We start from the raw sequence: 14,009 nt of genomic DNA, 5'->3' as shown, positions 1-14,009 counted from the left end.
ATAACCATACCATTTTATAAATTCATTTTGATAATCTAGAGTAGTGCGAGCATCTTGCTCGCGTTTGTCAGCGAGCAAGATGCTCGCACTACAATGGTATGCTCATTTCCGCCGACCTGTACTAGCTATCATTACCGTAATTTATTGATCAACAGCTACCAGAAAAGATGCATAATAATAGCGATCGCGCCTTGTAGATGCTGGTTGATCATTGCTCGCTAATTTATAGTCTGCGGTAGGGCATTACGTGGACTCAAAACAAAGCTCATCGCCTCCGTTCGCGTAGCGTCTGCGTCAGGAGAAGCAATAGCTGGATTGGATGAGAACCCCACACTGTATGCTTGCATCAGTGTGGGAGTATATCACCCCTAGAATTTTCAAGCACTCAAGCTGACCATTTTCTCAGCTTCTAACCAGAGGCTAGCTACAGTATATTGCATAAATACCGAATTTTGCTTGGCATTGCAAGAACTCTTGAGTTCTATACTCTTACTTTCATCCTTCACTAATTTTGCTTGACAGGTATATAGCGCACCTGTAGTTTTCGCAAAAGTGAGTTCAGCTAGTACTGAATTATTATCTAAGCTTTGCTCTAAGATTTTTCCCGCAACTGTATAGTTAAACCAATCCCACCCATAATGGAGAATTAATTCCTTCTCGACAATTTGCAATGGTGTTGGTAGGATACTCCAGCCGCGATAGACTTGGTTTAAACAATTAATATCGCCTGTACGAGTCACAATAGCTTTGAATGAGTCTGGTTCTAACGCCCCATAATATCGCCCTTCTGGTAAATCTATCATTGTCGGAGCAAATCGATGTCCGCCAATATGACTGGCTCGCCAAATCCGCACATTTTCTAAACTTAAATTGGCTATAGTACTTTGCGCTGAGAAATAAAAAGGATTACCATATCTAGCACAGCATTTATCATGGCTGCCGTGGGTACAGATGACAATATCTCTTGTACTACTTCTTGGTTGTTCATACTCAAGAGTTCTACCTCTTAAGAATTTTTTGACAGTTCCAGCTACTTGCTCAATATTTTCGAGGAGAAATTCGGATTTTTGGTATCCTTGAGTTAATCCCTTTTGTTTTTGATAAATTAACAAAGTAGTTTGTTCTACTTTATGGGATTGGTCATTAGCAATTAACAAAAATCTTATCGGGAGTTTAGCTCGCTTTACCTCTTCTACCAAAGTTTTTAAATTACTTGGTACCCACTTAGAGTCAAAAGCTTCTGCTGTCCAAGGTGGAGGACATTCCACTAAAATATAAGTTTCGTAATTGGTAGCACTACCAATCAGTTTTTCTCCTATTTGTCTTGAGGAATCTGCACAAAAAAAAGTATTCATCTATCTGTGCTCATGGGTAAATGTTATGGACAAGTTTATAAAAAAGTAAATTTGCAATCCTGGCTACAATCACTATCAATTAGCATTGATGAAAGTTAACCAAGTAGCCACTTTATAACATTCATTTCTACTCAACCTTCTTCCGGTTAATAAAATTTCTCCAATATATTTAAAGAAGCGTTGTAAAACTACTTCCGTATTGTCAAAGTGATTTTTATATCTTTGATATATCAAATGGTTCGCATTTATTAATTGCAGCAAAAAGCCTTGCTGAATCTGGCTTGAACAGCCAGCAGCCAAGTTCTGCCAATTCCAGCTACTTACGCCATCAAAGTAGCTGAAATCACATTTAAACTTTTGACTAAATTTATGGTCACTATTGAAAAATTTTATTAACTTATTCATATAGCCATTTATCAGCCCTGTCTCTACATCTGGGGTTAGACTTTTGCTGTTATCCCATGTTGCAGAGAATCTGGGCTGTATAGTCCAGCATTGATCGGAATAATTCTCATCTTGGTAATAGCTGTTTGTGAATTGATGCTGATGGTTAATAGTTTGCAAAACCGTTGTTTTTAGGTAATCAGTTTTGCAGTGTTTGTTGAGACGCGATCGCAATTTTAAAATCATATTGAAAATATTTCTCAATTAGCTTAGAAAAAAACAAAATTGAATGTAAAATTGAGGTCAGCTATTTTGCTACCTTTACTGAAAAAAACAGCAAGGCTAAAAAAACACCAGTAGAGGCGCTCTAATCACTATTTAAGCTTGAGTAGCAGGTAACTTTTATCCAAAAATACTGCTATTTGCTCGCTAAGACTCAGTTTTTATGGCTGCAATCTAGCTTTTTATCCATTTAATCTCCTGAAATGGACATCAGGCGCTTGTTTAGATACCTACTTTGACTCTAGCGGAAGTCCATAATAAATGCAAGTATTTGCGAATATATATCATTTTACTAAAAATTTGCGGTTTGTGCAGGCTTGATTAAATCAAGATTAACAACTAAATAAGACCTGAGATTGCTGGTTAGGTTAAGTATTGACTGCTTCAATACTAATGATAATAATTTTCAATAGCTGGACAGTAGTGTGAGCGTCTCGCTCACGCGGGCAAGACTTCGGCGTGAGCGCTCAGTCGAACGCTGCCCGCACTACCAAAAATTCCTCAAAACAAAATTGACAGACTACTAGGGTATTGCGTCAAAATTGGGATGCTTCCCTGGAAACGAGATCGAACAAGGCGTAAATCAAGCTACTATTTCAAATAGTTACAAGCCTTGATGTATTAACCTTTTGACTGTTGACTGTTGACTGTTGACTAATATCGGTTCCCAGCGATTCAGCGACCAATTAAATAACGAGCGCCTAAAAGTAGTAAGAAAATACCATAGAGCTTTTTCATAGTTTCGCTGCTAATAAAAGGCTGATTGGCAAACAATGCGCCAAATAAATTACCTATTACTAAACCAGCCGCAATAATCGCCGCATGTTTGAGATTTAATTGACCGTTGCGATAGTAAACTGCTGCTCCTAGAATGCCAATTGGTAAAATTTGGGCAGCAATGGAAGTACCTGTGGCAAACTTTTGATCCATACCCATAATTAATACCATTGCTGGTACCATAATTGCTCCGCCACCAATACCAAACATACCACCAGCAACGCCAGCTACTAACCCAATTATCAACAATTGAATGAGAATATTAGACATAATTAATAGTCAGGAAATGTGAGATGACAAACTGATTTTCTGGGAAAAAATTGATTTAGGTAGCATTCCATGTACTCCTTTTTGCGGACTATTCACCACTTGAGTAATCCGAAAATTGACTGCTAAACTACACAGTACATATGCATCTTCTGGTGATAAATCAGCGAAACGTTCCAGAAATTCAATCATATTTTTCAGGGCTAATTCTAAAGCTGCGTCTAAGGTTTCACCAAATCCCATTGTGATGATATCAGTAGGAGTTTCGGCAATTGGTGTGGTTAAATTCCAACCTTGACGCAGCTTGAGCTTGATTGTACCATTCATGGAAGTTTCAATGGCAGTGACATTAACTTCTCCATCTCCTTGGGCTGCATGTCCATCACCGATGGAAAATAAGGCACCAGGGACAAAAATCGGTAAAAATAGGCGCGATCCTGGTTGTAGTTCTCGATTATCAATATTACCCCCATAAGCTCCAGGGGGAATAGAATTTCGCGATGCGTCTGGGGTAGCAACGCCCAGGATACCAAAAAAGGGTTTGAGGGGAATTTTAATCCCGCTAGCAGTTGGGAATTCCGCGATGTTATTGGTTAAATCTAGGGGAATAAATCTTAAAGCTGGTTGAGGAAATTTTTTTGGTAAAGCACCCCAACCGCTACGAATAGCATTAAAACCTATAGGTAAACTCGGTGCGATCGCATTTAATTCTACTTCTAAAACATCCCCTGGTTTTGCATCTCGCACATAAATTGGCCCTGTGAGTAAATGAGGCCCGCCACCAATTTTTCTTTTTGGGGGTAAATTTTGGCAGATGTCGAGAAATTCCGGTGTCATAAACTCCGGTGGAGCTTGCTCGTAAACATAATAACCGCTATAAGTTTCTACCTCGATTGTGTCACCGGAATCAACAGTTAATGCTGGTGTTAATGCCTGAGAAAAACCACCAAGATGAACTGTATCTTTGGTGGCTTTTAAAATGTGATGAGTCATAGCAATTTTGGATTTTAGATTTTGGATTTTAGATTAACAGTGGGCGGTTGCAGAAGTATTTAATAAATCGGAAAAACTTATTTCTCCTCTGCTCCCTCTGCTTCCTCTGCTCCCTCTGCTTCCTTATCCTCCCACATGCACCCCAGGACGCCTTTGGGGATTCTTCTCAGCGCGACGCAGTACTTCTCTGGTGACTACAGCAATATCACCTTCACCAAACAATATAAACCGCAGTAAATATTGTATGGGGTTACCTTCAGCCCAGCCAAAGTAAGCATGGGGAATTTTACCTGTTTGATCGCGAATATGCAGCAGTAAAGCAGCGATCGCATTTGGTACGGCTGCACTTTCCGCACGGAGAATGCGATAGTCGCCTACTTGGATACCTTTAACTTTAATGACATCCGCAAATTCCGAAGCATCAGATACCATAATTTCTAAGAACAAAACCGGATCTTGGGCGGGAATATGGTTATCTTCTCTTACTTCTTTTTCTTTAGCGGTATATTCTGCTACGTCGCCTGCATTCAAACGATTGGCAATGATTCTGATTGCGCCTTGGCTTTCTTCGGCAATAAATTCGCGGGCGCGATCGTCTATTTCAATTCGCTCTACCCGCAGTTCTGTGGAACGCCAGACGCGAGAAATTAAGGAGGTAATAATGATACTGCTAATGAAGAAAGCCGCAATTCTAATCCCTTCCGGTCTTTCAATAATATTAACAACAGTAGTATATATAAATACTAAGGTAATAATTGCAGAGATAAAAGTCCCGCGATGTAATCTTTGATGATGCAGGGATAAGGTAACAGCAAAGGCGGCGGAAGTAATTAACACCAGTACGCCAGTGGCATAAGCCCCACCTTGAGCTTCGACATTTGCCCGAAAGATAATTGTGACAATAAAGGCGATCGCTGTATAAACTAGGACTAAAGGACGGGCGACTCTTGCCCAATCGGGAGCCATGCCATAGCGGGGTAAGTAACGGGGTACAATATTCAGCAATCCTGCCATTGCTGAGGCTCCAGCAAACCAGAGAATCGAAATCGTACTTAAATCGTAAATTGTGCCAAAGGTGTTACCTAAATACTGATGTGCTAGGTAAGCTAAAGCCCTACCGTTAGCTTTACCACCAGCCGCAAATTCTGCGGCGGGGATGAGTAAAGTAGTAATCAAGCTGCTGGTGAGCAAAAAGAAGCTCATAATTAACGCCGCAGATGTCAGTAGCTTGCGCGTGTTGCGAATTCTTCCTCTAGGGTAATCGGGACTATCGCTGCTGCTACCTTGAACTAAGGGCATAACTGTTACCCCAGTTTCAAAGCCAGATAAACCCAATGCTAGACGCGGGAATAACAACATCGCCGCACCCAGCATTAATAACGGGTTAGAATTTTGGGCAAACAATGCAGCTTGCCAATTAGCGATCGCGCTAGGATTAATGAGAATTTGATATCCACCTACGCCAATCACAACCAAGTTTAATAGCAGATAAGCGCCTACTAAAAATACTGCTATGCCGATTGCTTCTTTAAAACCCCGCAGAAAAACTACCCCTAGTAAGGTAATTAATAATAAGGTAATCGCAATCTCCTGACTGTGGAAGAAATCTGGCGTTAGGGGATTTTCAATAATATGGGCTGTAGCATCAGCCGCCGACAGCGTAATAGTGATAATAAAGTCGGTGCCGACAAAGCCAAGCAAACACAGCACCAAAATTTTACCTTGCCACCAAGACAGCAAGTGTTCTAACATCGCAATTGACCCTTCACCATGAGGGCTTTTACCTGCAATGCGTCGGTAGATGGGTAAGGCTCCAAATAATGTCAGCAAAACCAGAATTAGGGTTGCTATGGGTGAAAGCGCACCTGCTGCTAATGCGGCAATTCCTGGTTGATAGCCCAGAGTCGAAAAATAATCCACACCAGTCAAGCACATAACTTGCCACCAGGGATGCTGATGATGTGGTTCTTCCTTACGGTAGGGCCCTGGCTTCTGTCTTCTGTTTTCTTCCAGCAACCAGCGCATCAACCGTTTGCTGAGTCTTTTGCGGGAAACCATTGGTTTAGCCATTACATACGCTTGCTTTGATTGCAAAATTTGGCTTTTTCATTTCTTTAAGCCTTTGCCGTCTATTAAAATTTTCGACTACAAAGGCACAAATAATTTATTTCGGTCGTGTATATTATTCGATTTAGCAAAAAATTGCAATCGCTCCTACTTACCCAGGGGGTAGAAGTTGTGTCAATTGTCAATGGTCAATGGTCAATGGTCAATAGTCATTTGTTAGAGACGCGATGAACCCTTGTCTGTACAATTTTCATTTGTCCTCCTTGTCCTCCTTGTCCCCCTTATCCCCCTTCCCTAGCCCCTAGCCCCTATTCCTAAGCCCTTGCTAATAACGGCGCAGCAGCTAATAAAGTTTTAGTATAAGGATGCTGAGGATTTGCAAAAATTCGCTTTGTTGCGCCGATTTCGACAATTTTACCGCCATTCATCACGGCAATGCGATCGCATAAAAATCTCGCTAACCACAAGTCATGAGTAATAAACAGATAGGTTAGCTCAAATTCTTGCTTTAACTGCAACATCAAATCCAGTACTTGTGACTGAACGCTAGCATCTAACATACTTACAGGTTCGTCACAGATTAATAGTTTAGGACGAGTAATCAAAGCACGAGCGATCGCAACTCGCTGTTGTTGTCCCCCTGATAAATCGGAAGGATAACGCTGATAATAAACTTCTGCGGGTGTTAAACCGACTTTTTCCAACATCCACAATACTTCTTCTTTGGCTTTAGCCGCATCCGCGAGATTGTGAATTAATAAAGGATCGCCTATACTTTGCCCTACTGTCATAGCTGGATTAAGACAAGCATGGGGATCTTGAAACACCATCTGCATTTGTCGCCGGGAAGAACGTATTTGTTGACGAGATAATTTAGTTAATTCCTGTCCTAAAAATTCGACTTTACCACCAGTAGGTTTAATTAATTGCAAAATTGTCCGTGAAAGGGTGCTTTTACCACAGCCTGATTCCCCCACTAATCCCAAGATTTCCCCTGGATACAATTCTAAATCAATTCCATCGACAGCTTTAATTGTTTGACTTTCGCGTTTAAATAATCGCTCAATAAAATTCGGCTCAATAGTGTAATGCTGCTTGAGTTCGCTAACACGCAAAATTGGCGATTCTGCTTCCGGGTGGGGAACTTGCTGCTGTTCGTCATTCGCGAGAATTAATTCCCCGCTATCATCAACTGCTTGGATATGTAAAGCTGCTTGTAAAAGCGATCGCGTATATTCATGTTGAGGTTGACGAAATACCGTTTGCGTTGCCCCCATTTCCACCATTTTACCTTGGTACATGACGCCAATGCGATCGCAGTATTCGGCAACCATTGCTAAATCGTGAGAAATCAACAGCAAACCCATGTTTTCCTCCCCGCACAATCTAGTTAATTCCTGCAAGATTTGGGCGGAAACGGTGACATCTAAGCTGGTAGTCGGTTCATCAGCCACAATTAACTTGGGATTGAGAAGTAAAGCTAAAGCGATCGCTACCCTTTGTCGCATTCCCCCGCTAAACTCATGGGGATACTGATTCCACCGACTCGCGGGAATTTTTACCTTTTCTAAAGTTGCGATCGCTTTTTCCTTGGCTTGTGCTGTTGATAATTCTGGTGCGTGCGCTTGGAGTGTTTCAACACAATGCTTTCCAATAGTCATTAAGGGATCGAGGCGCGTCATCGGATCTTGGAAAATTAACGCCACCGCTTCCCCGCGAAACTTGCGCATTTCTGGCGGTGTTAAATCAAATACGTTCTTCCCCTGGAATTTTGCTGTGCCTTCAATCCTACTAGATCCAGGTAGCAACCGCATTACAGCCCGCCCCAAGGTTGATTTACCACAACCAGATTCACCTACCAAGCCCATTCTTTCACCAGCTTGCAGTGTAAAAGATACATCATCCACAGCCCATTTAAGTTCTTCTCCACTCGGCTGAGGATAAGCAACGCGCAGATTTTCCACAGAAAATAAAGCTTCACTCATAGTTTTTTATCGGCTTGCGCCACAAGTTTTTATATTTGTAAATTTAGGCTAGTCTAGCAGATTAATAAAACTCGTTTGCGGTTCAAATCTGGCTTACAAGACAGGCAGAGGGCAGAAGGGAATTAAAGGGGATCTGAAACCCATTTGGCAGAAGGTACAGAAGGCTCAATCACGAACAAAAACTTTATATCTTTGCCTTCTGCCTTTGTTGATAATTCATGTTTTGCAGTTCCCTAAAAACAAATGCGTAGTCGTAGCCCGCCTTAGGCATTGCCAAAAACAACAAAGCCTAGCTACACAGCCGCTTATTGTCATACATCGCCATTTTTGAGCAATTAATCTACCTTTTTACCTGCGGAAAACACTAAAATGAGTGCGCGATTTACCTAAATGAGTAAGCAATATACCTTTTTATCTGCGGAAAACACCAAAATGAGTGCGTGATTTACCTAAATGAGTAAGCGAAAAGGCTTAATGAGTAGGTGAAATGGTATTTTACCTGCGGAAAACACCAAAATGAGAACTCATTAAGGCTTAACGAGAAGGTGAAATGGCTTTTTGCTTACTTAAAACAAAAAAATGAGTACTTGATTTCGATAAACAAGAAAGCGAAATGCTTTTTCGTTTACCAAAAATATAAAAATTAGTTCTAAATATGTGTAAACGATAAAGCTGGCGCATTTTGCCCATTGTCAGGCAATGCAAGCCAGCGATCGCACTACGTTAATAAAATTAAAATTTAGCCTGTGTTATGGATCAAAGTCCGGCATAGTTAGCAATTCAAGGTGCGTTAGCCTGCGGCATAACACACCCTAATTCTACTATCCACATTACTCAGTGCATTAGATGTAGGTTGGGTTGAGGCTTTGCGAAACCCAACATGAATTTCAGAAACTCAACATAGATGATGGTGTTGGGTTTCCTTACGTCAACCCAACCTACATTTTTTTGCAACATTTTAGGCTTGTGATTCCACTACTTTTAGTAATTGATTTATCTGTCTATAAATCGTGCTGCAAGAGTAGATAATCTTGAAGGCCAATTGCCAAAACCTTGAAATGATATAAAAATTCCACTAGGAAGATGACCTTCTGGAGCTTTAGAAGAGAAAGTAAGATTATCATATTGCTTCCAATAATATTTTTCGCACCATCCTACCTGATTGCCAAAGTTCCACCATATTTTATAATTTGGCTGAAGTGTTCCCCCAATACTCAACCATATCTGTGTTTGCCTTTTAAAGCCGAACTGTCCGTTACTATGCATATCCCAAAGATTATTAATAGTATTGAGGTCTTCAATGGGAAATTTCTTTATATCTTCTGCATCTAACCAGCCTTCTTTTTTTCTTCTAGACACTTTTAGCATGATTGCAAGAGTTTCTTGATCTGCTTCTTGCCATTTTTTAGCTTTTAATAGCTTTTGCAAAATTGTATAATTTACACCTACTGCTGAACGAATAGCATCAGTTTTAATAGCTTGCACTACTTCAGTAGCATTTTGATAGCGATCTTTTATATAGTCTTTAAGCAAATTATCTAAAACCTGACCCAAATGGTAAGTAATATTTATATTTTCTGATAAATTATCTCTCCATATCCATTTACCTTTCAACGCATCATAAAGGTCATCATAACCATCTGCTTTTGGTAAACATCCAGTTAATAGACGAATACAAGTTACTCCCAAACTATAAAGGTCACTAGCAGGAAAAACCTGACCGCGCATTTGCTCTAATGGTGCATATCCAGGTGTACCAACTGTAGTTCCTACTTGTCCAATAATTGAACCAATTGTTTGTTTAGAAACACCAAAATCAATTAATAGCAATTTGCCGTCTTGTTGACGACGCATAATATTTTCTGGTTTGATATCCCGATGAATTACTCCGCGTTCATGAATAAATTGCAGAACTGGTAATAAATCATTCAAAATCTGTATTATTTTTTCTTCGCTAAATGTTCCCTGTTGCTGCAATTCTTCTAATAAATTATGTCCATCAATAAATTCTTGTACGAGATACAATCGCTTATCCTGTTCAAAATAAGCAATCAGGCGGGGAATTTGGGGATGTTCTCCCAATTCATACAAACGTTTCGCCTCTTGCTTAAACAATTCTGTTGCTTTCTCTAATGCTGCTGTTCCTTGTACTTGCGGGAAAAATTGCTTAATTACGCAAGGTTCATCCATTTTGTCTGTATCTCTGGCTTCATAAGTCTTACCAAATCCACCCTCACCTAAAAGCCTAATCACACGAAAGCGGTTTCGGAACAATGGTGTGAGTGTTTGTCCACAATGAATGCAAAACTTATTGCTATCAGGACTAAAGGTATTGAAGCAATGAGGATTGGAACAGTAGAGCATGTCTGGGAAAATATCAGCAGGTGTATATATTAAGTGTTCCCATTTCTGCTTGCCATGATGGTGTTCAGAGTGCGATCGCTTTTATTCTGAGGGGGAATGATGGTGTTCACAGTGCGATCGCTTATTTTTATTAAATATCTAAAGACACATCAATCTATTATAGAAAGAATGGCAGAGCCAAACTGTATCAACTTAACGCGAAACCCAGTTACCGCAAGGAACTGAAGTTACTTGCTAATAGCCAAAGTCATCGTCAGATTCCTAAATATCCTCAAAATCTTGAGTCTACTTCAGTAGACTTGGGCTATTAGCCTTGGAATTCATTCCAAGGCGGTTGACTGTCATTAACCCTACAATCTGTCATCTTCTTTTATTTAATTGGTATTAGAATCAGAATTTGAACTTTGGTTTTCTGAAGTCACGGGTGATTGTGCATCTTGATTTTTAACTTGATTTTGTAAGGCTTTACCAAGAACGTAAGAAGTACTGCTAATACCTAATAAACCTAAAATCTGATCGGGAATATTTGTGGGGAAAGCTGGTGGCTGACTACTAGTAATAATAAGTACCAAACTCATAGAAATTACAAAAGTAAATATTAATAACTGAAATCGTGCGAGGCTAGCATCACCTGAACTGTCACTAATCAGATTATTCAGATTAATTCCTCTTTTTTTCTCAGCATTATAATTCCAAGTACCTTCCCAAATAAATATAAGAATAAATACTTCTAAAACTACCAAAAAAAATGTCAAAGTAAACCCAATAACCAGCGCCAGAATTATAAAATCTTTTTGCACATCAAACACGCCCGGAACTCCGTTGTTTCAAAATTGTAGATAACTTACCCCAAAGGTAGACAAAATTACTACCTCCGAATGCAAACAAAAATTCTGAGGGGATTGGTGGCATACTACAAGGTACATGCTTCAATTTGCAAATATTGACGCTATGCAACACATTCAACAGATAGTATGCTGCGAATATTAAAGTAATTAACAATAGCTGCAATCGCTCTGGACTAGATTGATTATTATTTCTGGTAGCTAATAAGCTTTTAAAATTAATCTTATTCTTGAATATAAAAAAGCTAATTGAGGAGATTAATCCTAGCATAAATAGCCAAAATGCTAACTGAATCAACTGAGATAAAAAGTTGAATCCCCATTGAATTTCCACAATTCAGCCCTTAGTATGTTAACTGCTGTCAAGACAGTTAATATACTAAGGTGTGAATTATTTTTTTATACAAAAGGTCAGATAAAATTTATTTTTAGATAAAAAAGTTAGTTAACCTTAAAAATTATTTACTTAAACTTACAGCAAAATAATAGCGATCGCTATACATAAAAAAAGCGACACTAAGTTTCGCGATTTATCATATTGAGTACGCGCTTTGGGGCATGGCAGTGCCAGTGCCCCTACAATTAACGATTATCTGTACCTCACCAACTTGCAATTTATATTATGTATTAACGTTTACAGTGCTTAAAAGTTTTCTATCTGATACCAATTTAATATGAAGTTGCATATATCTAGATCCCCCTAAATCCCCCTTTTTAAGGGGGACTTTGATTCTTTTCCCCCCTTTTTTAAGGGGGGCTAGGGGGGATCGAATTCTATGCAGCCTCATAAAAAATTGGTATAAGGTCTTCAAAATTACAGAATTTAACTATCATCAACAATCTGAGAAAGTGGTAATTTCGCAATTTTTTCTTGTGAATAAATCAGTAAATTAAGCAGTAATATTTACTTGATTTATCCCCTATTTTGCTTAAATGTAAAAATAAATCAATCAGTGCCAATTTTTAACTAATCGTTAAAAGCTATATTTATCAGTGTTTGTAGCTATAAAACAAGAATTACAAATAATTAATATTGTAATTTCTTATCATTATTTTATACCAATAGACATAGTCCAAATTCAGGAAATATTGCACAAAAGTCAAATATTTAGGCCAATACTGCGCAAATTTGTCAGAATAGAATTTACCTGCAAAAGTACGTTTTGCAAGGAGTCTCATCTCTATTTCACGACAGAAAGGTAAAAGTATCATGCAGACAACTTTAGAAGTAGTTCAGGCTGCTGTGAATGCGCATCAAAATGGCGTCAAAACCCTCGACCAATCCATCAAAGAAGCCATTAATGACGCGCGGACAACCTGCGATCGCAATGGCGATAATTCCCCTAATTGTGCTGTAGCATGGGAAATTGTGGAAGAATTGCAAGCTGAAAAAGCCCATCAACAGCAAGCCAAAAAACGCAAAACCGATTTAGAAAGCTACTGCGAACAGCATCCAGAAGCAGTTGAGTGCTTGATATACGATGTTTAATTTTTTGTTAATTTTCTCTCAAATTAGCGATCGCTGATTTAGTGATATGCTGAATTGCTTCTAAATTAGGCGCTGGTGTTTCACCATCCATTCTCAACCATAAAAGATACTCGATATTCCCCGCAGGCCCGGTAATTGGCGACCAAGTTAAACCTTGATATTTCCAACCTAAAGCTTCCGCCGCTTGCAAAACATGAAAAATCGCGTCTGCATGGTCGTTTGGGTCGCGCACCACGCCTTTTTTACCAACGCGGGATTTACCAACTTCAAATTGTGGTTTGATTAATAATACTGCTTCTCGTGGTGCTTGGGTGAGTTGCCACAAAGCAGGCAAGATTTTTGTTAAGGAAATAAACGAAACATCAACCACTGCCAAATCGGGAATGGCAGCGTTTTCGCCATACAATTGCTGTGGCTGTAATTGGCGTAAGTTGGTACGTTCCCGCAAAATTACCCGCTTGTCATTGCGCAACCGCCAGTCAACTTGTCCGTAACCGACATCAATACCGTAAACTTGTTTAGCTCCAGCTTGCAGCAAACAATCGGTAAAACCACCTGTAGAAATCCCCCCATCTAGACAAATGCGTCCTTCTACAGGAATTGCAAAGTTTTCTAAAGCTTTCGCCAGTTTTTCGCCGCCTCTTGAAACAAAGCGCGATCGCTCTTTAATCTGAATATCAGCAGTAATATCAACTTCTGTACCAGGTTTATCTACAACCTGCTGATTCACGCTAACTTCCCCCGCCTGAATGAGTCGCTGTGCTAAGGCGCGGGAAGTACATAAATTTCTTTCTACTAATAGTGTATCGAGTCGTTGTTTAGCCAAACTTACCTTCCAAAAGCATTGTTGAAATAGTATTACTAACTATCTCATTGTTACTTTTAAGATAATTAGCATTCCTCTGCCCCCAACGCCTTTAAAGTTAAAATCTCCGCCTGGGTTAATCCCTTGACACCCTTAATTTTCAACCCTGCATATAACTTATGGCTGAAAGTAGCAATACAATCCCCTGTCTGCACATCCCAGAGTTTGACTGTATTATCATGACTACCACTAGCCAAAGTCAGATTATCCCCACTCCAGGCTACTGAGGTCACCGAACTGTCATGACCAGCCAGAGTCAGGCGACAATCCCCTGTCTGCACATCCCAGAGTTTGACTGTATTATCATCACTACCACTAGCCAAAGTCAGATTATCC

General features: G+C 39.7%; 11 protein-coding genes and 1 pseudogene. 1 reads left to right on the top strand and 11 read right to left on the bottom strand.

All coding sequences use genetic code 11. From position 1 onward, the window contains the following. Positions 1-377: 377 nt before the first annotated feature. The 9 genes and pseudogenes from AACW45_RS38045 to AACW45_RS38005 all read right to left on the bottom strand — a co-directional run bounded on the left by AACW45_RS38045 (position 378) and on the right by AACW45_RS38005 (position 11,283). Positions 378-1,355, bottom strand: coding sequence for a sucrase ferredoxin (locus AACW45_RS38045; protein WP_190638152.1), 978 nt, complete (start codon positions 1,353-1,355; stop codon positions 378-380). 75 nt (positions 1,356-1,430) lie between these two features. Further along, complete coding sequence (locus tag AACW45_RS38040; protein WP_190638151.1) at positions 1,431-1,919, bottom strand: hypothetical protein; 489 nt, start codon at positions 1,917-1,919, stop codon at positions 1,431-1,433. A gap of 777 nt (positions 1,920-2,696) precedes the next feature. Next, positions 2,697-3,068: a sulfite exporter TauE/SafE family protein gene (locus tag AACW45_RS38035; RefSeq protein WP_096643469.1), complete on the bottom strand. Its 372-nt coding sequence runs from the start codon at positions 3,066-3,068 to the stop codon at positions 2,697-2,699. A gap of 9 nt (positions 3,069-3,077) precedes the next feature. Then, positions 3,078-4,058, bottom strand: a complete 981-nt coding sequence (locus AACW45_RS38030) for an acetamidase/formamidase family protein (RefSeq protein ID WP_190638150.1) — start codon at positions 4,056-4,058, stop codon at positions 3,078-3,080. A gap of 123 nt (positions 4,059-4,181) precedes the next feature. Further along, entirely contained in the window at positions 4,182-6,128 is a 1,947-nt protein-coding gene (locus AACW45_RS38025; protein WP_190638149.1) for an amino acid transporter, read from the bottom strand. Positions 6,129-6,439: 311 nt separating this feature from the next. Then, positions 6,440-8,110: a dipeptide ABC transporter ATP-binding protein gene (locus AACW45_RS38020; protein ID WP_190638148.1), complete on the bottom strand. Its 1,671-nt coding sequence runs from the start codon at positions 8,108-8,110 to the stop codon at positions 6,440-6,442. A gap of 993 nt (positions 8,111-9,103) precedes the next feature. Further along, positions 9,104-10,384 carry a serine/threonine-protein kinase gene (locus AACW45_RS38015; RefSeq protein WP_242045482.1) on the bottom strand — a complete coding sequence of 427 codons (1,281 nt, stop codon included), beginning with the start codon at positions 10,382-10,384 and terminating at the stop codon, positions 9,104-9,106. A gap of 18 nt (positions 10,385-10,402) precedes the next feature. Next, positions 10,403-10,474: pseudogene (locus tag AACW45_RS38010) on the bottom strand (4-Cys prefix domain-containing protein); the annotation flags it as partial. A 374-nt stretch (positions 10,475-10,848) separates the two neighbouring features. Further along, entirely contained in the window at positions 10,849-11,283 is a 435-nt protein-coding gene (locus tag AACW45_RS38005; RefSeq protein WP_339381954.1) for a hypothetical protein, read from the bottom strand. A 1,246-nt stretch (positions 11,284-12,529) separates the two neighbouring features. Here AACW45_RS38005 and AACW45_RS38000 point away from each other — a divergent pair. Further along, entirely contained in the window at positions 12,530-12,808 is a 279-nt protein-coding gene (locus tag AACW45_RS38000) for a Calvin cycle protein CP12 (protein WP_190638146.1), read from the top strand. A gap of 7 nt (positions 12,809-12,815) precedes the next feature. Here the strand turns inward: AACW45_RS38000 and AACW45_RS37995 are convergent, their stop codons facing one another. Together AACW45_RS37995 and AACW45_RS37990 are read right to left on the bottom strand one after the other, a co-directional pair. Continuing rightward, positions 12,816-13,634, bottom strand: a complete 819-nt coding sequence (locus AACW45_RS37995; RefSeq protein WP_190638144.1) for a TlyA family RNA methyltransferase — start codon at positions 13,632-13,634, stop codon at positions 12,816-12,818. Between the two features lie 65 nt (positions 13,635-13,699). After that, a partial coding sequence (locus AACW45_RS37990; RefSeq protein WP_190638142.1) for a WD40 repeat domain-containing protein occupies positions 13,700-14,009 on the bottom strand: 310 nt, incomplete at its 5' end.

Origin of the sequence: Calothrix sp. FACHB-168 (genome assembly GCF_963889195.1) — a bacterium.
GTDB classification, from domain to species: Bacteria; Cyanobacteriota; Cyanobacteriia; order Cyanobacteriales; family Nostocaceae; genus Aulosira; species Aulosira anomala_A.
This window is presented reverse-complemented; position numbering and strand designations above follow the sequence as displayed.